This is a genomic window from Streptomyces sp. NPDC046379, assembly GCF_055587785.1.
This window is the reverse complement of the sequence record NZ_JBVJFP010000002.1, coordinates 201,266-224,669: the sequence shown is the minus strand read 5'-3', so window position 1 is coordinate 224,669 and position 23,404 is coordinate 201,266. Positions and strand designations below refer to the sequence as shown.

The window sequence follows — 23,404 nt, the reverse complement described above, 5'->3', positions numbered from 1 at the left end:
CATCCTTCACTCGCGTCGCGCGTCCGGCGGGTCAGAGGGTGAGCAGGAGCGCCGGCAGCAGTCCCCGGGCCTCCACACGGTCGAGGAACGCCGGCCAGTGGGCGGAGTCGGCGACCGTGCCCGTCCGCGCCGCGTCGGAGAAGTGCAGCGTGTCCCCCGTGACGTCCGCCCAGATGCGGGCGAGTTCCGCGCTCTCCTCGGCGGTGGCCAGCGGCACCGTCCCCAGGCTCCGGTCCGGCTCCTCCAGGAAGACGTCGAGGACCCGGGCGACGGCGTCGATCAGCCGCTCCACGGTGGCCGTCGTGAAGAGGGTGGCGTCGTACTGGACGTCGAGCCGCAGCCGGTCGCCCTCCAGGAAGCGGAAGAGCAGGTCGAAAAGGCTCGTCTGCGCGGGCATCTGTTCGAGGGTCGCGGTCAGTCCCGGCAACTCGCCCAGGCCCAGCGGGTAGTTGTCCACGGTGACGATCACCTGGACCAGGGGCGGCGTGCCGGGCCGGCGGGGCGCCTCCACGGACCTGACGATCTCCTGGAACGGCGTCAGCTGGTGCTCCAGCGCGGTCAGCGCGCTCGCCGTGACGGATTCGAGCAGGCCGGCGGCGGTGTGGTCGGGGTCCACCCGGTAGCGGCAGGGCAGCGTGTTGGCGAAGAAGCCGAGCAGGTGTTCCGTGCCGGGGACGGCGCGGCCGGCCACCCCGGTGCCGAGCACGACGTCCGGCTGCTGGGCGAACCGGGCCATGACGACCGCGGTGGCGGCCTGGACGAGCATGAAGAGGGTCGTCCGGCGCTCACGGGTGAGGTCGGCGAGCCGCCGGGTGGCGTCCTCGTCCCAGGTCCGGGTGGCGTGGCCCGGGGTCCGGGCGCGGTCCTCGGCGCGTTCGTGATCGGTGATGAGGGGGAGTTCTCCCGGGTAGCCGTCCAGGTAGGAGCGCCAGAAGGCCCGCTCCTGGTCGGCGGAGGACGCCAGTTGCTCCTGCTGCCAGGCGGCGTAGTCGCCGTACTGGACGGTGAGTTCCGGCAGCCGCGGCCTGCGCCCCTCCTGGTGGGCCAGGTACGCCTCGGTGATCTCCCTGATGGCCACGTCGATCGACCAGCCGTCGGAGACGACGTGGTGGTTGCTCCACTCCAGGATGTGCTCGGTGGCGGAGAAGGAGTACAGCCGGATCACCGCCAGCGGGCCGCGTTCGAGGTCGAAGCGCCGCTCGGCGGCCCGCTGCCAGACGTACGCCCTGCGGGCCTCGAAGTCCCCGCCGACGTCGGCGGTCACCTCCACGGCCTCCAGTCGGACCCGGGCCTCGGGCGCCGGCGTCTGGTAGGGGACGCCGTCCCGGACGAGGAAGCGCACGGAGAGGATCTCGTGGCGGTCCACCAGGGTGTCCACCGCGTACCGGAGTGCTTCGAGGTCGACGCGACCGGACAGGGCCAGCAGGGTGACGCCCTCGTAGGAGCGGTCGTCGGGGTCGACCTGGTGGAGGAACCACAGGCTGGCCTGGTTGCCGGCGAGCGGGAACTCCACCGTGCCGTCGGGCTGCCTGGGGATCCGGACGGCCGCCAGGGAGGCGGGCCGGTCCGGCGAGGCGCCGCGCTCGATGAGGGAAGCCAGCGCCCGGGGCGTCGGGTTCTCGAAGAGCGTCCGCAGCGGGAGGTCCACCCGGTACCGGTCGCGCAGCCGGGCCATCACCTGGGTGGCGTGCAGCGAGTGCCCGCCGAGCTCGAAGAAGTCGGAGGTCGCGCCGGGGCGGCGGTCCAGCCGCAGAACGGACGCCCAGGTGTCGATCACCGCGGCCTCGGTCGGCGTGGCGGGTGCGTCCTCCCGCTCGGTCGACGCCGTGACCAGACTGCCCACGTCCCGGGTGGCGAGCACCTTGGTGTCGACCTTCCCGTTGGTGTTCCGGGGAAGTTCGTCGAGGCGGATCAGGAAGTCCGGGACGGCATAGCGGGGCAGCACCCTGGCCAGCCGGTCACGGACGGCGGACGGCGGGACGTCGAGGCGGATCACCGGCGCGTCCTGCGGGACCGGAGCGCCGTCGCCGGCCGTGCCCTCGGCCACCTTCGGGACGTAGAAGGCCACGAGCTGTTTGCCGCGGCCTTCCTCGAAGGTGCGGGCGATGACCGCGCTCTCCTGGAGGTCGTCCAGACCGGCCAGGGCGGCCTCGATCTCGCCGAGTTCGACGCGCTGGCCGCGGATCTTCAGCTGGCTGTCGATACGGCCGAGGAACTCGTAGCCGCCGTCGGCGAGCTGGCGGGCGCGGTCGCCGGTGCGGTAGGCGAGGACCCGGGGGTCGTCGGCGAAGGGGTCGGGCACGAACGCCTTGGCGGTCCGCTCGGGGTCGTTGAGGTAGCCGGCGCCGACGACCAGACCGCCCACGTACAGCTCTCCCGGGGTGCCGACGGGCACCGGCTCCCGGTCGTCGTCGAGGACGTAGACGGCGCAGTTGCGGATCGGCCGGCCGAGCTGGACCGAGGCGACCTGCTCGTCGACGTCCTCGACGACCTCGTAGTGCGTGACGTCGTCGGAGATCTCGGTCGCGCCCCACATGTTGAGGAAGCGCACCTCGGGCAGCAGCCTCCGGAAGGTGTTCACGGTCCTGGGCGTCAGCGCCTCGCCGGCGCACACGACCCAGCGCAGTGCGAGGCCGGGGAAGTTGTCCACGCCGTAGTAGGCGAGTTCCGCGTTGATCACGCTGAGGACGGACGGGGAGACCTCCAGGATCGTGACACCGTCGTCGGCGAGCGCGCGCAGCAGCCGGGGCGGGTCCTGGCTGATCTCGTCCGGGTAGATCACCGTGGTGCCGCCGACGGTGAGCGGCGCCAGCATCTGCCACACCGAGATGTCGAAGGTGGCGGCGGCGTCCTGGGACACCAGGTCGCCGTCGGCGATGTCGAGCGCGGCGATCTTGGCTTCGATGTGGTTGAGCATCCCGTCGTGCCGGATCAGCGCGCCCTTCGGCTCTCCGGTGGATCCGGAGGTGAAGGTGACGTAGGCGCTGTCCCGCCCGGTCGGCACCGGGCCCGTGTACGGCTCGCGGCCCGCGGACTCGGCGAGCACCTCGCGCAGGTCGAGGACCGGGATCGGGGCGGCTTCGCCCGCGGCTTCCGCGGCCGCGGCGGTCAGCGTCCCGGTGAACGTCCCGCCGCTGAGCAGCAGGGCGGCCTCGCTGGTGCGCAGCATGGCGGCGACGCGCGTGGTGGGGCCGCCCGGCAGGGGCAGGTACACCGCGCCGGTTCGCATGACGGCCATCGCGGCGGTGAGGAAGTCGAGGTCCCGGCCGGCGCCCAGCCCGACCACCGTGCCGGGTCCCGCGCCCAGTTCGGCCAGCCGGCCGGCAAGTCTTCCGACGCGCCCGGCCAGTTCGAGGTAGGTGAGGGTGTCCTCGCCGCACCGGGCGGCGGTGTTGTCCGCGTGTGCGGCGACGGCCTGCTCGAACACCTGGAACCAGCCGTCCGCCGACAGGGGTTGCGGCGTGGGGTCGCCGAAGCCGGCCAGCAGCTGCCGCCACTCCTCCTCGCCCAGCAGCTCCCGCCGGGTGGGCACGTGGTTGACCCCGGCCGCGATGCTCTCCAGCGTGCTGCGGTACAGCCCCGCGATCCGCCGCAGCTGCTGCTCGGAGACCCGCTTCATATTCCCTTCGAGGTCCAGTGCGAGCAGTCCGCTGAAGGGGTCCCTGTTGAACTCGGCGCGCAGCGTGAAATTGGTGTGGATGTACGCCTTGGCGTCCAGGACTTCCAGGCCGGTCTGCGCGGCGAGCCGCTGGTAGCTGTGGAAGTGGGTGTAGTTGAAGCTGATGTCGGTCAGCTCCCGTGTGCCGACCAGCCGCTGGATCTCCGCGAGGGGGTAGCGCCGCATCGGCAGCAGCGACGTCTCCTTCTCCAGGGCGGCGCGGATCAGGTCGCTCCAGCGGGCGCCACCGCTGCGCAGCCGGTACGGGACCATGTTGAGGTGCAGTCCGTAGACCTCGGTGCCGCCCTCGTCCTCGGAGCGGCCGTTCGACATCACGGACAGGACGATGTCGTCCCGCCCGGTCAGGGTCGCGACCACCCGGGCGTGGGCGGCGATCAGGACATGCCTGACGGTGACGCCGCAGGCCCGGGCCGCCCGGTCGAGGGCGTCGGAGAGCCCGGGGTCGATGTCCACGCTGAGGAAGCCCATCGTGCCCTCGTGGACGTCCGAGGACCCGCTGACCAGCCTCGGCAGGAGGGTGGGCTCCACGCCGTCCAGTTCGGCGGCCCAGAACGAGCGGGCCTCGGGGTCGCGCAGCGTCCGCTGCTCCAGGGCGATGAAGTCGGCGTAGCGGCGCGCCGTCCGAGGGGCGGGCGGCCTGTCCTCACCGTGCTTGATGGCCCAGTAGTCGCTCAACAGCTCGGTCATCAGCGAGGCTTCGCTCCACCCGTCGAGCAGGGCGTCGTGGAAGCTCATGGAGAACAGGAACTCCCGCTCGCCCAGGACGTGCGTGTGGAACCGGGACAGGGGCGGGCTGGCCCAGTCGTAGGGGACGCGTTCCTCGTGGGTGTGCCATGCCTCCAGCGCCGCCTGCTGCTCGGTGGCCGACAGGTGCGTCAGGTCCGTGGCGCCCAGGTGGACGGTGGCCGTCCTGTGCACCAGCTGCAGCGGTTCGCAGTAGCCGGTGAGGTCGAAGGAGGTGCGGAGGATGTCGTGGCGGTCCACCAGCCGGGCGATGGCCCGTTCCATGGCGGCGTGGTCGTAGGCGTCCTTGAGCCGGAACGAGAACACGTCGCAGTACATGTTGACGCCGGGCTGGTACACGCTGTGGAACAGCAGCCCGGCCTGCAGGGTGCCGACCGGGTAGGCGTCCTCGATCCCGGCGGCGTCCCGGAGCCGTTCCCGGTCCTCCGCGGAGAGCAGGCTGAACGGCGCGACGGGCTCCTCGGCGGCCGGCTCCTGCTCGGCGACGGCGGCGAGGGCCTTCGGCGTCTGCAGCGCGTAGATGTCCGCGAGGTCCAGGGACAGGCCGCGCTTCTCGGCGTTCGCCCGCAGATTGAGCGCCAGGATGGAGTCGCCGCCGACGCTGAAGAAGGAGTCGTCCGCGGTCACTCCCTGAACGCCGAGGACCTCTTCGTAGAGGCCGACGAGAGCGCGGACGGTGGCTTCCGCACCGGCTTCGGGCAGGCCGTCGCCGGCGTGGGCCGCGGGGGCGTGCTCGCGCAGGCTGTTGGCCACCGTCGCGGCGGGCAGACGGGTCTTGTCGACCTTGCCGTTGAGGTTGACCGGCAGGGCGTCGACCGGGACGACGAAGGCGGGGATCATGTAGTGCGGCAGGCGTTCCCGCAGGTGGCGGAAGAGCCGCTCCGGGTCGAACTCGTCGCCTCGCACGATGTAGGCGGTGATCCGGGGCGTGCTGTCCGCGGATGCGGCACGGGGCCGGTCGCCGCCCCGGATCAGGTCCCGGATGCGGGTGATCTCCGTGGAGACGGACCGTTCCTTCACCACCGGGCTCGCCGGCGCCTTCGGCGTGGCGGCGGTGACGGCGGCGTGGCGGACACCGGGGACGTCGGTCAGCGCGGAGCGGATCTCGCCGAGTTCGACCCGGAATCCGCGGATCTTGATCTGGTCGTCCCTGCGGCCGAGGTACTCGTACTCGCCGGTGGAGGTCAGCCGGGCGAGGTCGCCGGAGCGGTATCCCCGCCCGCGGCCGCCGGGCAGCTCGACGAAGCGCTCCCGGTGCAGCTCCGGGCGATTGAGGTAGCCGAGGGCGACGCCGGGGCCGGTCACCACGATCTCGCCGGTCTCCCCGGGCGGCACCTCGGACAGGCCGTCGTCGACCAGGAGGAAGCCGTAGTCGGGCAGGGGGCGGCCGATCAGCGAGGCGCTCTCCCGGAGGTCCTCGCTGCGGACCCGGCGGAAGGAGGCGTGCACCGTCGTCTCGGTGATCCCGTACATGTTCACCAGGCGGGGGGCGTCGTCCCCGTACTTGCCCACCCAGCCCCGCAGATCCGAGAAGTACAGAGGTTCTCCGGCGAAGACCACCCAGCGCAGCGGCAGCACGTCCGTGTGCCGGCTGTCCTCGGCCCACAACTGCTGGAACGCGGTGGGCGTCTGGGTCAGCACGGTGACCCGCTCGTCCCGGAACAGCTGCCGCAGCGCCACCGGATCCTTAGCCGTCCGTGCCGGTACGACGACGACGGTGCCGCCGTGGAGCAGGGCTCCCCACATCTCCCAGACGGACAGGTCGAAGGCGAAGGAGTGGAACAGCGGCCACACGTCCTCGGGGCCGAAGTCGTACCCCTCCTCGCAGGAGGTGAAAAGGCTCAGCAGGTTGCCGTGGGAGACCTGCACGCCCTTCGGCCGGCCCGTGGTGCCGGAGGTGAAGATGATGTAGGCGCAGGTGTCCCGGCCGGTGACGGCGTCGGGCTCCTTCGCGGCGGTCGCCGGGACGGGATCGTCCACATGGACGGCGGGAACGCCGTCGGGTACCCGCCCGGCGAGGGACCGTGACGTGATGACGGCGCCGGGCTCCGCGTCCTCGACGATCAGCTCCAGACGCGCGGGGGGCGTCTCGGCGTCCAGCGGAACGTACGCGGAACCGGTGCGCACCACTGCCAGCGCCGCCGCCACCATCCAGGCCGAACGCTCGAGCAGGATCGCCACGGGGCGCCCCGGATCCGGCGCCACCGCACGCACGGCTGCCGCCAGTCGCCCGGCGGCCTCGTCCAGCTGGCGGTATGTCCAGCTCCGGTCCCCGTCCCGTACGGCGATCCGCTCCGGGAACGCCTCGGCGGCCGCCGCGAATGCCTCCGCCAGCCCGTCCACGGAAGACGAAGTGGTGCCCTGGGACTCGTCCCGCTTCATTGCGAACCTCCTGAAATCCGTGTCATTTCGGGGGAAGACCGATCAGGTCGTGCAGGCCGGCCCGGAACTCCTCGCCCACCCGCGTCGCCACGCCGTGCGTGACGAGGTCACGCTGGTACTGGAGGCGGAACACCAGACGGTCGCCGTGGCGGGCGCCGTAGAGACTGAGCGCGAACGGCACATCGCGGGGCGGTATGTCGAAGGCCTCGAGTTCGACGCCGCCGAAGCTCTGGCGGCAGCCGCTCCACGGAATCGCGAATCCCTCGTCGAGCCAGCCGCCGGCCGACTGCTGGAACGTCAGCGTCGCCTGGAAGAGCGGGTTCTGTCCGTGCCGCTCCGGCGCCAGGCTCCTGATCAGGCGGGACAGGGGAAGGTGCGCGGTCTCCAGGCCGGTGCGCAGTTCCCGCCAGGTGCGCTCCGCCAGTTCGTCGGGGGCGTCACCGCTGCTGAAATCCCCCAGCAGCGGCAGCATGTTGACGAGGTATCCCACGGTCCCCGCGTAGCGCCAGTCGCCGCGTCCGTGGTGGGGCGTGCCGATGACGATCCGCCGGTGTCCGGTGACCCGGTGCAGCGCGCGCAGGTAGGCCGTGGCGAAGAGGACGAACGGGGTGCGGCCGCGCGCGCGGGCCTGCTCGTGAACGCGCCGCGTGGTCGCGGCGTCGACTGCGAAGTCGGCGATCCCCGCCGGATTGCGCCGGCGCCTGGCCGGCCGCTCGTGCGGGAACAGCAGGTGGTTGCGCAGCGGGCGCCACCGCTCGGTCAGGGCGGCGAGGTGGGCCTTCGCCGCGTCGGAGTCCAGCGCGCCCGTCTGGGCGGCCGCCCACTCGGCCGCGCCGGCCGGCGTGGTGACGGCGGGTTCGGCGCCGGGTCCGGGTGCGTCGTCGACTCCCAGGAGGTCGGCCAGGATCTCGGCCATCACGATCCGCAGGGACCAGTGGTCGACCACCGCGTGGTGGCAGGCGAGCATCAGCACGGTGCCGGTCGGGGTGAGAACGGCGGCGGCCCGCACCAGAGGACCCGACGTCAGGGCGAACCGCCGGTAGGCGACGTCCTCCAGGAAGCGGCGGGCCGCTTGGGGATCCTCGCTCTCCTCCTCCCGGTGCCGGAAGTCGAGCGGGACGCTGTCGTGCACGATCTGGGTGCCGGTGCCCAGGGGGCCCAGCGTGGTCCGGAGGGCGGGGTGCCGGGCGACGGCGGCGGCGACGGCCGCGCGGAGGCGGTCCGGGTGCAGCCGCCGGGCGATGCGTACCGCCGTGGGCAGGATGTTGGCGGTGTCCTCCGGGTGCAGCTCGTCGTGGAAGGCGAGTTGCGTCTGGGCCTCGGACGCCGGAAACGTCCCGGCGCCGTCGCCCGGTGTCCCGGTGGAAGCCGCGGCGGGGGGCGGCGTGGCGGCGGGGGGCGGCGGGGCGGCGAGTTCTTCGGCTATCTCCGCGAGGGAGCGGTCGCCGTAGAAGAGGCCCGCCTCCACGGGTCGGTCCAGGTGACGCTCCACCGCGCCCTTCAGCGTCACCAGTTTGAGCGAGTCCAGACCGAGCGCCGCCAGCGGCAGCTCCTGGTCCTCCGGGCCCGGCTCGTATCCCAGGTGGCCGGCGGCGAGCCGGCCGAGTGTGCCGCGCAGCGCCTCCCGGCCGGTCTCCCGCTTTGCCGGGGAGGGCGGCGCCGGTTCGGCCGCACCGGCGGCGGGGGGCGCGGGCCGGGACCGCCGGACGGTCCGCAGGGCGCCGTCGAGGTGGCGCTGCCTGGTCTCCGACCGGCGGATCTTCCCGCTGGACGTCTTGGGCAGGGACCCCGGGAAGACGAGGACCACGTCGGCGAGGTGCACGTCGCACTCCGTGCCGACCTCTCGTCGCACGCCCTCGGCCAGCAGGCGCGCCGCACTGTCGTCGGTGCGCAGCGCGGCCAGCCCCTCGCGGGTCACCTCCAGCACCAGGACGACGTCCCGCTCCTGCGCATCCGGCTGGAAGGCCGCGGCGGCGCCCGGGCGGAAGTACGGGGAGGTCCGGGAACCGACGCTCTCGATGTCATGGGGGTGGAAGTTGCGTCCGGCGACGATGATCAGGTCCTTGCTCCGCCCCACCGGGTAGAGCTGTCCGTCGTGGACGGCGCCGAGGTCCCCGGTGCGCAGGAACGCCCCCTGCCGCCCGGCGACGCGGGCCCGGAAGGTCTCCTCGGTGGCAGCCGGGTCGCCCCAGTAGCCGTGCGCGACGCCCGGGCCGCGCACGCAGATCTCCCCCACCGCCCCGTCCGGCAGGCTCTCCCCGTTCTCGCCCCGGACGACGACGGTGGTCCCGAGGGCCGCGCTGCCCGAGGAGACGATCGCCACGGTGTTCGCCGCCCCTTCGGAGGCGGCCCGGAGCGTCCCCTTCTCCAGGGCGCTCCGGTCGAACCGCCCTGCCCGGTACCCGGCCCCGCGTTCGGATCCGGAGACGAAGAGCGTGGCCTCCGCCAGGCCGTAGCAGGGGTACACGGCGCCCGCGTCGAAGCCGTGCTCGGCGTACCGGGCGGTGAAGCCGCGAAGCGTCCGTTCGCTGACCGGTTCGGCCCCGTTGAACGCGACCCGCCAGGAGCCGAGGTCGGCTCCCGCCAGCCGCGCGGGGTCGTACCGGTCGACGAGGAGCTGGTAGGCGAAGTTGGGCCCGCCGGAGCAGGTGGCGCCGAAGCGAGCGATCGCGAGCGGCCAGATCATCGGATCGTGGATGAAGGCGAACGTGTTGAGCAGCACCGACGGGATGCCGAGGAACAGCGGCAGCAGCGCGGTGCCGATCAGCCCCATGTCGTGGTACATCGGCAGCCAGCTCAGGACGACGTCGTCGGGGCGGATGCCGAAACCGTGCGTGATCGCCGTCTCGTTCTCCACCAGGTTGCCGTGGCTGACCATCACGCCCTTGGGCAGCCCGGTGGATCCGGAGGTGTACTGGAGGAAGGCGAGGTCCGCGCCGTCGAGCCGGACGGGCCGGAACCGCTCGTGGCCGGTCGCCGGCATGGATTCGACGGTGCGCACCACGGGACCGCCCGCCGTGCCCTGCGGCCAGAGCGTCTCGCTCAGCTTCCCGGCGATCTCCTCGGTGGTGAGGGCGTGCGTGGGGCGGCAGCTGCGGGACACCGCCGCGATGCGGTCGAGCCTGGCGCCCGGCCGGGGTGCGTACAGGGGCACCGCGACCACGCCGGCGTACAGGCAGCCGAGGAATGCCGTCAGGTAGTCGGGGCCGGGCGGGAAGAGCAGCAGGACCCGGTCGCCCGGACGTGCCGTGCGCTGCAGGCAGGCCGCGATCCCGAGCGCCGACCGCTCCAGCTCGCGGTAGCTCACCCTCCGTTCCACGGCGAGCTCGGGCCCGACGAACGTGTACGCGGTGTCGTCCGGCCGCTCACGGGCCCAGTGGGAGAGGGCGGCGGGGATCGATGCGAAGCCCGGGCGGGCCGTCGGTTGCGTCACCGTGCCCTCCCCCCGTCCGCCGTCCGGCGGGCGCCCTGCGACGGCGCGTCCTGGATTCCGGGGGCCAGTCGGCCGACGGCGTCGGCGCACGTCCTGGCGACCTGGGCCGGGGAGTCGCCGCGGGCGATGACGTAGCCCAGGCGGTCGAGTGCGTCACGGGGCGGGCGCACCGGGGCTCCCGGGCGGGCGGTGACGACGACGCGGTCCACGCCCTCGATGGCGCGCGCCTGCTCGACGCCGCCGACGCCGGTGAGTTCGCCCTCCCGGCCGGCGAGCAGGAACTCGATGCCCGCGTAGCGGTCCGGCTCGGCCATGGGCTCCGGGGGCTGGCCCAGGACGACGCGCAGCTGCTGTTCGAGGAGTTCCGTCCCGGTGGCCAGCCGGATGAGTTCCGGGATCATGCCGCCGGCCATCCGGGCGTTGATCTCGACGACGGCGGGGCCGTCCTCGGTGAGCCGTATCTCGGTGTGGGTGGCGCCCAGTTCGATGCCGACGGACTGCACAGCGCGGCGCGCGACGTCCTCCAGCCGGCCCGCGACGGCGGGCGGGAGCGGGGCCGGGAAGAGGTGGCGGTGCTCGATGAAGTACGGGGAGCCGGTGAGGCTCTTCTCGGTGATGCCGATGCAGCGCGTCTCGCCCTTCCAGCTGAACATCTCCACGCTGAACTCGGGGCCCTCCAGGTAGTGCTCGACCAGGGCGACACCGGCCGTGGGCAGGCCCCGGGCGTTGACCCGGACGGCGAGGATCTTCCGTACCTGGTCCTCGGCCTGTTGGCGGGTGGTGCACAGCAGCACGTTGGTGGAGCCCGATTCGTCGGCCGGCTTGACCACGCACGGCAGGCCGGTGGTGTCGACCGCCCCGGCCACCGAGGCGACGTCGGTGACGGCGGCGAAGCGCGGCTGGTGCACCTTCGCGGAGCGCAGTATCCGCCGCAGCGCCGACTTGTCGCGGCAGGCGGCCACCGCCTCGACGGGGTTGCCCGGCAGCCCCAGCCACGCCGTCAGCTCGGCGACCAGCGGGACGTAGAAGTCACTGGTGGTGGTGACGCCCGCGATCTCCTCCCGACGGAAACGGTCCTGGATGCCGCGGCGCAGTTCGGCCAGGGAGTTGGTGTCGCAGACCAGCACCTCGCACTCCGCCTCGGCGAGCCCGGCGTACCTGTCGGGCCTGCTGGTCAGCAGGACGGGTTCGTATCCCAGCCGGCGAGTCGTCTCCAGCGCGAGCATGCCGGTCCCGGTGGTGTTGGACTCCACGAAGACGAGGTGCCGGCTCAGCCCGTCCGTGCCGTCGCCCTCCCGTGCCGTGCGGGACCACTGGTGCACGACCCGGCCCGGTTCCACGACCTGGGGCCGGGGGGCCGTGGCCTGCTCGTGCAGTCCTTTCCGCTCCCAGTACGCGTCGTTGTAGATGGTGTCGGCGTACCGGTCGCCGCGGTCCGGGAGGATGCCGACGATGCGGGTGCCCGGCTCGGCCCGGGCGGCGAGGTCGCCCAGCACCCGGTACACGGACCCCGAGGTGTTCCCCGCGAAGATCTGCTGCTCACGGGCGAGGGCACGGGTGGACTCGAACGCCTCGGCGTCGTTGAGCCAGTGCACCTCGTCGATCAGACGGCGGTCGAGGTTCTTCGGCAGCAGGCTGTTGCCGAGACCGCTCTGCAGCCGGCTCGGCATGTCGGGCTGCCCGAAGAGCACGCTGCCCACGGCGTCGACGCCGACCACGGTGAGGTCCGGCAGGGTCTCCCGCAGGGCACGGGCGGTGCCGCACAGGGATCCCCCGCTGCCCACCGATCCGACGAGTACGTCGATCGGTCCGAGGTCCTCCAGGATCTCGTCGGCGAGCAGGCGGTAGGCGCCCGGGTTGTCCGGGTTGCTGTACTGCTGCGGCCAGAAGGCGCCCGGCAGGTCCGCGATCAGGCGGTCCAGCAGTTCCAGCCGTGCGCTCTGCCACCCGGCCTCCCCCATCGCCTCTACGACATGCACCTGACATCCCAGTCCGCGCAGCTTGGCCAGGGTGACCTCGTCGATACGAGGGTCGGTGACGATGTGCACGTCATGGCCGAGGGCCGTTCCGACGATGCCGATGCCCAGCGCCATGGTGCCGGAGGAGCTCTCGATGATGGGTGCCCCGTCGCGGAGGGCGCCGGTGCGCTTCGCCTCCAGGATCATGTTCCGGGCGACGCGGTCCTTCATGCCGAACAGGTTCTGCAGTTCCAGCTTCGCGTAGACCTCGGCGCGCGGCGCGCCGTCCATGCGGAGGCGCACCAGCGGCGTGTGTCCGATCGTGTCGACCACGCTGTTGAAGAGCATGTTCAGATCCCTGGGTGGTTGCCGACGGAGGTGGTGGCGGAGGTGGTGACGGAGCCTTCGGGTCTTTCCGGACGTCCGGATGTCTCCGGCCCGTCGGATCGCCGGCTTTCGGGACCCAACGAGCGGTAGACGGACACACTCCCTGTGAAGGCGGCGCATGATTTGCGGACGTACTCGACTTCCTCCGCGTGCTCGTCCACATCGCCGGGGAGGAGGATGCCGAGGTTCGTCCCGCTGTGGGCGAGCACGAGTCCGAGTCCGCCGATGTCCCGGCACATGCGCAGCAGATCGCCGAAGTGCTTTCTGGGCGAGAGCGTGGAGTTCATCTCCGCGCTGCGGGTGGAAATACCGCCGACCGCCTGGAGGTCACCCGCCCGGACCGCGTCCGCGAGTCGTGCCAGGAGCGCCGCGTACTCGCGTTTCTCGGCCGAGCCGCGCGGTTTCTTCGTCCGATTGAACCGGACGGTGTCCACCATTCCCCCGACGTCGTGGGCGACGATGGTGAGAGGCGGGAGGAACCCGAGTCTCTCCCGCAGCCTCACTTCCCGGTGGTAGAAGGCCACGATTCCCGGGTACATCACGCCGTCCGACGGCTCGATGCCGCGCAGCAGCGACTCGATCCGCTCCTCGGTGAGCCGCAGGCCCACCGCCTCGCCGACGGCGCGGGCGGTGGCCACCAGATCGGCGGAGGAACTGGCGAGCCCTTTCCCCTCGGGCAGGGTGGTGGTGATGCTCAGTGAGCCGCCGCCGCGATATCCGTGGGCCAGCAGCAGGCGTTCCGCGAGCAGACGGGACTTGGTCTTGTGCGCCGGCTGGACCACCACCTCGCGGTGGGACGGGGTGAGCCGGAACTCCGCCGTGGAGGTGCGGGTGATCGGGAAGGTGACGAGGAAGTCCAGGTCGCCGTCCGGCAGCATCCCCTGGAGCAGTTCCCCGAAGGTTCCGTTCGCGACACCGCGGCCGACGCCGTCTTCCCCGTCGGAGCCGTACGGCGATGCCCCCTGCTGTTCATCCGGTGGTCCGGTCATCCGCTCCCCCCGAGTCCGTTCCGGTCCATGCCGCCGTCAAATGCCCAGCTGCCGATCGATTTCTCCGAGCGCGCCACGCAGACGCCCACCGCGTCCCTCCCACTGGGCGCGCTGCTCGTCGAGGTGAGCGGCCTGCTCGGCCAGCACCTCGCGCACCGCGTCGGGGTGTGCGGACCCCGCCGACCGTTTCCGGCGCAGGCTCTCCTCCACGTCGAAGGCCACGGCCAGGGCGCGGCCGGGCTCCGCGAGTGCGAAGCCGTGCGCGAGGGCGACCTCGCGCAGCAGGTCGGGCGCGGTCTCGCGCGGCGACAGCCCGCGTCCGGAGGCGGCGACGATGTACTGCCCGGCGATGACCTGGGCCCGTCGCCAGGGCACGTCCTCGTCCAGCGTCAGCAGGTTGGCCAGGGTGAAACCACCGAGGTACTCGCGCTCGCACACCTCGAGCATCCGGTCCTTCCGGAACCGCAGGTTGTCCAGTACGGCGCCGAGCAGGCGCAGCACGCTCCGTACGGCGGTGAAGGCGTGAAGGAGGTGAGCGCCGGCTTCCTTCGACACCTCGACCGAATTCGAGTAGGGCGTGTTGCGCTGACCGAGGACGAGGTCGAGGTGGAAGGCGCTGAGATGCGCGGTCCTGCCCCGGATGCGTTCCAGGACCGGGAAGTTCTTCTTCTGCGGCATCGCGGAGGAGATGCCGCTGAGGCCGTCGGGCAGGTCGATGAATCCGTACTCGCTGCTGCCCCAGCTCATGAGGTCGGTGGCGAAGCGACTCAGTGAGACCCCGAGGACGGAGAACTCGGCGGTGATCTCGACGGACCAGTCGCGGGAGGCCACGGCCGCGAGTGCGTGCGGCCGGGCTTCGCGGAACCCGAGGAGTTCGGCCATGCGGCCCCGGTCCCAGGGCAGTTCCTGTCCCGCCATGGCGCCGGCGCCCAGCGGGCAGACGTCGATCCCGTCGTAGGTGGACAGCAGTCGGGTCAGGGAGTGGATCGCCTGCTCGCACAGGGCCGCCAGGTAGAAGCCGGGCGTGATGACCTGGGCGGTCTGGAGGTGGGTGTAGCCGGGCATGGGGATGTCGAGGGTGCGGGAGGCCAGGCGGTGCACGGTGCGGGCGTATTCCAGGAGCTGCTCCGCGGTACCGAGCAACTGCTCCCTGCCGAAGAGCAGCTGGGCGCACGCCTGGAGGTCGTTGCGACTGCGGTCGACGTGCCATGCGGGCACGGGTCCGGCGAGTCGCTCCTCCACGAAGCGCTCCAGGGCGAACGCGATGTCGGACATGTTGCCGGCCGGGCTCGCCCGGATGCGTTCGGCCGTGGCCCCCGAGAGCAGGCGCCCGATTTCCTGGACGCGCGCCCGGGAGACGATGCCCATCCGCCCGTACTCGAGGGCGAGCACCTTTTCGATGGCGACGTACCAGGGCAGGAGGTGTTCCGCCTCGTACTGGAACTGCGGAGCGAGTATCTCGTCGTGGAGCAGAGCGCTCGGGGGCGAGGTGATGCGTCCGCTGATCGGGGTCGCGCAATGCCCCGGCTCCGGACTCATGAGGCGGCCTGGTAGGTCGTCCGCATCTTCCACGAGAACCACTGCCCGACGGTCACCCGGTCGAGATCCGCCTCGGTGGCGCCGGCCGCCGGCGCCCGCATCGGTTCGATCGAGGTGTCGTGGTTCGGCAGGTAGAAGAACGGGATGGAGATCCGCGACGTCGCTCCCTCGGCCTCGGGATTGACGACCCGGTGCACCGTCGACTTCCAGCGGCCGCCGGTCCAGAAGGCCATCAGATCGCCGATGTTCACCACGAAGCTGCCCGGGACGGCCGGGACGTCCAGCCAGTCGTCGTCGCCCCGGAGCACTTGCAGGCCGCCCAGCGCGTCCTCCACGTACAGCACGGTGAGACTGCCCCAGTCGGTGTGGGCGTCGCGGCGGAGCCGGTCGGGCTCCGGGTCCGGGTAGTAGTAGTTCGCCAGCAGCAGCGACACGTGCTCGTCGAACTTCCGGTCGAAGAAGTCCTCGTCCAGATCGAGCGCCAGGGCGAACAGCCGCATGATGTCGGCCGACAGCTCCGTCATGGCGGCGATGTACTCGTACCAGACCGCCTTGAAAGCGGCGTCCGGCCAGATGTTGGCCGCCTTCCAGGTCGCCGGGTAGTCGCCGAGCCTCGCGCGCTCCTCCTCGCTCAGGTCCCCGGTGACGTGCGCCGCGAACGCCTCGTACGGCCCGCCCGGGCGGCGCAGGCCGGACACCCCGGCGCCCTGGTTCGCGCTCAGCTCCTTTTCCGCTTCCGGCAGGGTGAAGAAGCCCTTCGTCGTGGTGTACATGCGGTCCACGAGGTCCTTCGGCACGCCGTGCCCGACGATCGTGAAGAACCCCGAGGTCTCGCACGCGCGCCGGATCGCGGCGGACATCTCCGCGCGGCCGGCTTCGGTGTCCCGGTCCGACAGGTCGATGACCGGTACAAAGTCGTCTGCCATGGCAGCTCCATCGCTCGGGCGGCGTTCGGTGCCGCGCTCGTCTGCTCGGCCGTGACCGCTGCGGCCTCGGCCGACTTCCGTACCTGCGTCGTGCGTTGCGCGCCGGGCAGTCCTCGGTCCGCCCCCGGCGCCACGGAGGGCGGGGCGGGGAGCGGAGCGGGGAAGCAGGAGAGCAGGCCGTCCGGGCCCGCGCCGAGGGCGATGCCCTTCCAACAGTGACGACCGTAGGGGGGCGCGGATCAACGGCTGTGCAGCAGAACGTCAAGGGGAGGGCAAGAGCCCGGCAAGGCCGGGAGGTCTGCACTGTGCCAAGAAGCCGGCGACGGTCCTCCGGACAGGACCGCCTGTCCTCCACCGCCGGGCCTCAGTCCGTGGTGGCCGGAGGGCACGCGGGCACGAGTACCCGGCTCTCGGCGGCCGGCGCCGTCCGGGGGCAGAGCGGCATCTCCACCCGGGCCTCGATGCCGTGCGGGGTCGCGGGCAGCAGCCGCAGCGACCCGCCGTTGGCCTTGGCGAGCGTGGCGGCGATCGCCAGTCCCAGCCCCGACCCGTCGCGCTTGGCGGAGTTGTCGCCCCGCCAGAACCGGTCGAGCGCCCGCCGGCAGTCCTCCGCCGACATGCCCGGGCCCTCGTCGATCACCTGGATCCGCGCATGCGCTCCCGCCGCCCGGTGGCGGATGGTGATGGATCCGCCCGCACCGGACGCGTGGATCGCGTTGTCGATGAGTACGTCGAGAATCTGCTCGAGATGGCCCGGCACACAGGCCGCGACGGTCCCGTCCGGGTCGGGGGCGAGCAGCGTGACACGCTTGCGCGCCGCCGCCTGCTCCCAGGCGTCCACCCTGGCAGCGACGACCTCGGCCACGTTCACCGGTTCCACGGACTGGTCCCGGCCCTCGGCCCGGGCGAGCCGCAACAACTGGTCGAGCAGCGAGGAGAGGCGCTCGATCTCCTTCACTGCCTGGTGGAGTTGCTTCCTGGACTCCGGCCGGACGGCCGGTTCCAGCGTCTCGACCCGCAGGCGCAGCGCGGTGAGCGGATTGCGCATCTGGTGCGACGCGTCGGCCACGAACGCCCGCTGGGTCTCCAGCAAGGTCACCAGATGATCGGCCATCCGGTTGAACCCCCCGGCCAGTCCGCGCATTTCGGGCGGCCCTCCCTCGCACCGCACGCGCACGTCGTACGCCCCGTCGAGAATGGAGTGCACCGTGTCGTCGAACTGCCGGATGGGCCGCAGCAGCCACCGGGACAGGGGCACGCTGGCCACGCCGACCGCGGTCAGCGCCAGCACCGCCGCACCGAGCAGCAGCAGGATGTGCTGGTCCAGGTCCCGTTCCACCGCGGTCCCCGAGGCGACGGACCCCACGGCGCCGATCACCTCGTCCCCCTGGAGGACGGGCTCCGCGATGATCGCATCGCCCGGACGCAGGGCGTGACCCCCGAGCCGGGACGGGCCGGGGAACTCGCCGCGCAGCGCCTGGGCCAGCGGCGAGCGGAGCACGGCCGCGACGCCGTCGACGTCGGTGTGCGACGCCGCGGCCACCCTGCCCCGGACGTCCACGACGACGACCTCGGTCCGGTGGCTTTCCGCGTAGCGCCGCAGCCGCTCCTCGAAGGAGGCCGCCGCTGCCCCGTCGGTCAGGACGTCCCTGGCGTGCACCGCCAGTACACGGGCTTCCCGGGCTCGTGCCGAGGCCAGTTGGTGGTAGGCGTTCAGGGAGTGGCCGAGGGCGAGAGGGATCTCCAGCATCAGCAGGACGACGGACGTGAGGGTCAGGTAGGTGAGGAGCAGTTTTCTCCGCACTGGCCCGCCCTCCTCAGCCGCACGGGTCGGTCAGCCGGAAGCCCACACCGCGGACGGTCTCTATCCATCCTTTGTCGCCCAGCTTGTTGCGCAGGGCGCCCACGTGGACATCGAGTGTCCGGGTCGAGCCGAACCAGTTCTCGTCCCAGACGGTCTCGATGAGCCGCTCCCTGGTGAGCACCGCGCCGCCCTCGGTGGCCAGCAGTGCCAGGAGGTCGAACTCCTTGGCCGTCAGGGACAGCGGTCGGCCTGCCATGGAGGCCTTGCGTGCCCGGACGTCGATGCTGAGCGGGCCGATCCCCAGCGCGGAGCCGGCCGCCGCCTGGGAGGGCACGGGGGGCGCGGCCTGCGTGGTGCGCCGCGTCACGGCCTCGATGCGGGCCAGGAGTTCACGGAAGCCGTACGGCTTGACGACGTAGTCGTCCGCGCCGGCCTGCAGGAGCATGACCCGGTCGATCTCCTCGGACCGTGCCGTCAGCACGATGATGGGGACCGTCGACGTGCTGCGGATGCGTCGGCAGACCTCGTAGCCGTCGAGTTCGGGGAGGCCCAGGTCGAGGAGGACGAACTCGGCCTGCTCCACCGTCCGCACCGCCTCGACGCCGTCGGCCTTGCACAGGACGGTGTGACCGTGCTGCCGGAGCGCGTCCGCCAGCGCGTCCGCAACGTGCTCGTCGTCCTCAGCCACAAGTATGCGCACGTGGTGAACCCCCCGTCACAGGCTGTCGGCAGACCCGCGGTCGGGATTCTAACCACCGTAGTCGCGATAGTCAGTAGGGCCTGATCCGCCGACCACGGAAACAGGCCACAGGAGTCCCACCGCGCCCCTTCGGCCCCATTCCGTGCCCGTCCTCGGTCGACTCCATGCCCGAAGCTGAACGATCCCCTGCACTGGACTTGACGGTCCGCTGCAGATGCGCCGCCTAGCGTGAGTGCCGAGGTTCAGTGATCCACGGAGCGACGAGGAGTCGCGACCGCCCCGGCATCCGCAATGCCCGCAGGAGGTCCACCATGCGGTTCAGGAACTGGCTCCTGATGACCGTCGCGTTCCTCCTGCTGCTCACGGCCTTCTGGCTCCTGTACAACTCGACGAACCGCCCACCGTCCGGAGTCCCGTCGCCCGAGATCTCCTGACCCCGCCTTCCCCCGTCCGGGGTGGGGGCCGGCCGGAGAACTCTGGCCTGAACGCCCTCCCCGGACCGCGGCAGCGCGGCGGTCCCGGTCCGCTCCAGCCAGCAAAGTCCGGAATCCCACAGGAGTATGACGTGATCGCTTTCAGCACCACGCCCACCGTGGCCCTCGACAGTTCCGGCGGCCGCTGCATGTACGACCAGGTGGACCGACTCAGGGACATGGGACCGGCCGTCCCCGTGCAGCTGCCCGAGGGGGTCGCCGCCTGGTCGGTGAGCCGCGGGGACGTCGTCAAGTCGCTGCTGACGCATCCCGGCGTCTCCCGGGACCTCAAGGGCACCGTTCCCGGGTACGAGCCGGGCTCGGTCGCGTGGCTGTCGCCGTGGGTGGACATCGACCACATGGCCACCGCGGACGGCAAGGAGCACGCCCGGCTCCGACGGCTGATCACACCCGCCCTCAGTCCCCGTCGCGTGGCCGCCCTGCGGCCCCAGATCGAAGCGCTCGTCGCGCATCTCCTCGACGACATCGAGGCCCTTCCGGCCGACGAGCCGGTCGACCTGCACTCCGCCTTCTCCTACCGGGTGCCGACCGAGACGATCTGCGACGTCTTCGGCGTCCCGGACGAGCAGCGTCCCGAGCTGCTGCGCCTGTTCCGCGCCGTCGGGGAGACGGATGTGGCGAGCGAGGAGGAATCCGTCGCCATCAGCAACGGCCTGGTCGCCGCGATGCACGCGCTGATCGACGCCAGGCGCCGCGAGCCGGGCGACGACCTCACCAGCTTCCTCATCGCCGCCCGGGAAGAGGGCAGCGCCCCCCTGACCGAGGACGAGCTGATCGCCACCCTGCTGCTGATGATCGGCGGGGGCAGCGGCACCACCATCAACCTCATCGACCACACGGTGCGCGAACTGCTCGCGAACCCCGACCAGTTGCGCCTGGTGCAGGACTCGCCCGAGCGCTGGGACGAGGCCATCGAGGAGTCGCTGCGCGTGCACTGCCCCGTCATGCATCTGCCGATGCGGTGGGCCACGGAGGACATCGACCTCGGGGAGGGCGTGGTCATCCGGGCCGGCGACGCCATCCTCATCTGCTACGGGGCGCACGGCCGTGACCCCGGCGTCCACGAGAAGCCGGACGTCTTCGACGTCGGCCGCGAGAACAAGGACCACGTCGCGTTCGGGCTCGGCCCCCACTTCTGCCCCGGTTCGCGGCTGGCGCTCCTGGAGGCGAGAGTCGCCCTGTCGGCCCTGTTCGAGCGCTTTCCCGAGATGCAACTCGCCGTCGCCCCGGACGAGGTCGAGCCCGAGCACACCTTCATCGGCAACGGCGTCGCCTCCCTGCCCGTCCTCCTGCACCACCGGTCGCGGTAGAGGGGGCAGGGGGATGCGCGCAACGTCTTTGGTCCACGAACGCTTCGCCGCCGTCGCGGCCGGACACCCCGACGCCGTCGCCGTCGTCCAGGGCGAGCGGCGGATCACCTACGGGGACCTCGACCGGCGGGCCGACCGGCTGGCCCACGTGCTGAGCCGGCGGGGCGTACGACGCGGCTCCGTCGTCATGGTGCACCTGGAGCGTTCGATCGACCTGATCGTCTCGTTCCTCGCCACGCTGAAGGCCGGGGCGGCGTACCTGCCGGTGGAGCCCGATCTGCCCGGCCGGCGCGTGGCACGGTATGTCGAGGAGGCCGGCTGCGCGGCGGTGCTCACCCGCCGCGGCGCCGTGGAGCTCTTCGCCGGCCTGCCGGTGACCGCCGTCGCCGTCGACGAGCTGCCGGCGGACGACGCCCCGGCCACTGCCTCGCGGACCGCGGTCGACGGCACGGACGGCGCCTACGTCATCTACACCTCGGGCTCGACCGGCGTCCCCAAGGGCGTGCGGGTCGACCACGCCTCCCTCGCCCGGTTGTGCGACGAGATCAACGCGCGGTACGGGATCGGTCCCGCCGACCGTGTCCTGCAGTTCGCGGCCGTCTCGTTCGACACCTCCGTCGAGCAGATCCTGGTGACGCTGCTGAACGGTGCGACCCTCGTCCTCCCCGACCATCTCTGGGCGCCGAGCGACCTCGCGGACCGCCTCGCGGCTTACGGGGTCACCGTGATGGACCTGACCCCTTCCTACTGGCGGGCCTTCCTGTCCGAGCTCGGTCGGGCGCCGGCCGACCTGGCGGTACGCCTGACCATCGTGGGCGGAAGCGCCGTGTACGCCGAGGACTGCCGGACGGCGCTGCGTCTGATGCCCGGCTCACGCCTCGTCAACGCCTACGGCCTGACCGAGACCACCATCACCTCGTGCACCATGGAGGTGACCCCTCAGTCGCTGCCCGCCCAGGGCCCCGCGCCGGTCGGCCGCCCGCTGCCGGGCACCACGGTCCACGTACTCGACGACGATCTCCAGCCCGTGCCGCCCGGCCGGCAGGGCGAGATCTACATATCCGGCGCCGGCGTCGCGCACGGCTACCTCGGGGACACGGCGGACCGGTCCAGGTTCCTGCCCGATCCCCACGCGGACCGGCCCGGCACCCGGATGTACCGCACCGGCGACATCGGCGGCTGGACACCCGCGGGCGACCTGGAGGTCACCGGGCGGGCCGACCGGCAGCTCAAGGTCCGTGGGTTCCGCGTCGAGCCGGCCGAGATCGAGGCGGCCCTCTCGGCCCACGAACTGGTCGTGGACACGGCCGTGGTGCCGTGGGCCCGGGGCGCGGAGACGAGGATCGCCGCGTACTTCACCGCGGCCCCCGCGCAGGACGGCCGCCCGCCCACCGCCGGTGAGCTGCGGGCGTTCCTCGCGGGCCGGCTGCCCGGCCACATGATCCCCTCGGCCTTCGTCCAGCTGCCCGGCATGCCGATGACGAGCAACGGCAAGGTCGATCTCCAGGCGCTGCCCGAACCGGACCTCTCCACGGCTCACGCCGCACCGGCAGCCGACGGCCGACCGGACCGGAGCGCCGGGCTGGTCGAACGGGTGGTCGCCGGAATCTGGCGTCAGGTCCTGGACGTGGACCACCTCGAGCCGCACGACAACTTCTTCGGCCTGGGCGGCGATTCCCTGAAGGCGGCCCAGCTGCTCGCCCGGCTGCGCGAGTCGCTGGGCATCCTGATCACCCAGATCCGCCCGCTGATCCGGCTGCTGCTCGACGACGCGACGTTGCGCAGCTTCGCCGCCGCCGTCGAATCGGCGAGGGCGGGCATGCTCGCCGAGGACGCCCGGCCCGTGGACTTCGCCGCCGAGTCCGAACTGGGCGTGCCCATCCGGCGCACCCCCGTCGAAGCCGCCTCGTGGGAGAAGCCGGCCCACATCCTCCTGACCGGGGCCACCGGTTTCCTCGGGGTCTATCTGCTCCGGGAGTTCCTGACCACCACCGACGCCACCGTGCACTGCCTGGTGCGGGCGGGCGACCGGGACGCCGCGATGGCGCGTGTGCAGGCGAACGCCGCCCACTACTTCCAGGACGACCTGGAGCGCTACCGCGCGCAGGGCCGGATCCGCGCCGTCCCGGGCGATCTCGCCGAGCCCCGTCTCGGTCTGACGGAGGACGAGTTCGACGGGCTGGCCCGGATCGTCGACGTCATCCACCACCCCGGCGGGCTCGTCAACTTCATCTATCCGTACGCGCACATGCGGGCGGCCAACGTCGAGGGAACGCGCGAGATCATCCGCATGGCCGCGCGCTACCGCAACGCCCCGGTCCACTACACCTCCACCATGGCGGTGGTCTCGGGCTTCGGGACCGCCGGGGTGCGGCAGGTGAGCGAATCCACTCCGGCGGCACACGCCGATCACCTGTCGGTGGGCTACGTCGAGAGCAAGTGGGTCGCGGAGGCCCTGCTGCTGGAGGCCGCCCGCCAGGGACTTCCGGTGGCGGTCTACCGGGCCGCCGACATCTCCGGCGACCGGCGGACCGGCGCCTGGAACACGTCGACGGAGATGTGCGCGATGAAGAAGTTCATCGTGGACACCGGCCTGTCCCCCGTCGCCGAACTGCCCCTGGACTACACGCCGGTGGACTGCTTCGCCGCGGCCGTGGCGCACATCGCCGCGTCACGGCTGCCGCGGGGGGAGGTCTACCACCTCACCAACCCGGGCAAGGCGAACGTCTCCGTGCTCGCCGAACGGCTGCGGGCCCATGGCCACAAGGTGCGTGAGGTCCCGTGGGACGAATGGGTGGAACGGATCGCCGAGATCGCGGTCGAGCAGCCCGGCCACCCCATGACGCCGTTCGCTCCCCTGTTCATCGACCGCTGCTCCACCGGCGAGATGAGCGTGGCGGAGATGTACCTGGAGACCACGTTCCCCGTCTTCTCCCGGGACAACGTGGAGGCGGCGCTCGAGGACAGCGGCATCGAGATCCCTCCGGTGGACACCGAGATGCTCGACCGCTACATCGGCTACCTGACCACCGTCGACTTCCTGTGAGGCCCACGTGCTG

General features: G+C 71.9%; 11 protein-coding genes. 3 read left to right on the top strand and 8 right to left on the bottom strand.

The annotated features are described in order from the left end of the window. Positions 1 to 31 precede the first annotated feature (31 nt). The 8 genes from ACZ6KF_RS04970 to ACZ6KF_RS04935 all read right to left on the bottom strand — a co-directional run bounded on the left by ACZ6KF_RS04970 (position 32) and on the right by ACZ6KF_RS04935 (position 18,541). Entirely contained in the window at positions 32 to 6,805 is a 6,774-nt protein-coding gene (locus ACZ6KF_RS04970) for an amino acid adenylation domain-containing protein (RefSeq protein ID WP_469237328.1), read from the bottom strand. Between the two features lie 22 nt (positions 6,806 to 6,827). Next, positions 6,828 to 10,238: a fatty acyl-AMP ligase gene (locus ACZ6KF_RS04965; protein ID WP_469237326.1), complete on the bottom strand. Its 3,411-nt coding sequence runs from the start codon at positions 10,236 to 10,238 to the stop codon at positions 6,828 to 6,830. Next, on the bottom strand, positions 10,235 to 12,544 hold the full coding sequence (locus ACZ6KF_RS04960; RefSeq protein WP_469237324.1) for a pyridoxal-phosphate dependent enzyme: 2,310 nt from the start codon (positions 12,542 to 12,544) through the stop codon (positions 10,235 to 10,237). Before ACZ6KF_RS04960 ends, ACZ6KF_RS04965 begins: the two co-directional genes overlap by 4 nt. A gap of 2 nt (positions 12,545 to 12,546) precedes the next feature. Then, a complete protein-coding gene (locus ACZ6KF_RS04955) occupies positions 12,547 to 13,572 on the bottom strand; it encodes a GHMP family kinase ATP-binding protein (RefSeq protein WP_469237322.1) in 1,026 nt (341 codons plus the stop codon). 36 nt (positions 13,573 to 13,608) lie between these two features. After that, positions 13,609 to 15,111 carry a lyase family protein gene (locus ACZ6KF_RS04950; protein WP_469237320.1) on the bottom strand — a complete coding sequence of 501 codons (1,503 nt, stop codon included), beginning with the start codon at positions 15,109 to 15,111 and terminating at the stop codon, positions 13,609 to 13,611. Next, positions 15,108 to 16,037, bottom strand: a complete 930-nt coding sequence (locus tag ACZ6KF_RS04945) for an isopenicillin N synthase family dioxygenase (RefSeq protein WP_356634584.1) — start codon at positions 16,035 to 16,037, stop codon at positions 15,108 to 15,110. Before ACZ6KF_RS04945 ends, ACZ6KF_RS04950 begins: the two co-directional genes overlap by 4 nt. Before the next feature lie 364 nt (positions 16,038 to 16,401). Next, the gene (locus ACZ6KF_RS04940) at positions 16,402 to 17,841 is read right to left on the bottom strand and encodes a sensor histidine kinase (protein WP_469175284.1); all 1,440 of its coding nucleotides are present in this window, start codon (positions 17,839 to 17,841) and stop codon (positions 16,402 to 16,404) included. A gap of 13 nt (positions 17,842 to 17,854) precedes the next feature. Further along, positions 17,855 to 18,541 (bottom strand): response regulator transcription factor, encoded by a 687-nt coding sequence (locus tag ACZ6KF_RS04935; RefSeq protein WP_469237318.1) that lies wholly within the window; start codon positions 18,539 to 18,541, stop codon positions 17,855 to 17,857. A 311-nt stretch (positions 18,542 to 18,852) separates the two neighbouring features. Between ACZ6KF_RS04935 and ACZ6KF_RS04930 the strand changes: the two genes are divergently transcribed. From ACZ6KF_RS04930 to ACZ6KF_RS04920, 3 genes are all read left to right on the top strand, one after another. Further along, positions 18,853 to 18,975 carry a hypothetical protein gene (locus ACZ6KF_RS04930; RefSeq protein WP_356634578.1) on the top strand — a complete coding sequence of 41 codons (123 nt, stop codon included), beginning with the start codon at positions 18,853 to 18,855 and terminating at the stop codon, positions 18,973 to 18,975. A gap of 131 nt (positions 18,976 to 19,106) precedes the next feature. Next, a complete protein-coding gene (locus ACZ6KF_RS04925; RefSeq protein WP_469237316.1) occupies positions 19,107 to 20,345 on the top strand; it encodes a cytochrome P450 family protein in 1,239 nt (412 codons plus the stop codon). Positions 20,346 to 20,358: 13 nt separating this feature from the next. Next, the gene (locus ACZ6KF_RS04920; RefSeq protein ID WP_469237314.1) at positions 20,359 to 23,391 is read left to right on the top strand and encodes a non-ribosomal peptide synthetase; all 3,033 of its coding nucleotides are present in this window, start codon (positions 20,359 to 20,361) and stop codon (positions 23,389 to 23,391) included. Positions 23,392 to 23,404: the final 13 nt, after the last annotated feature.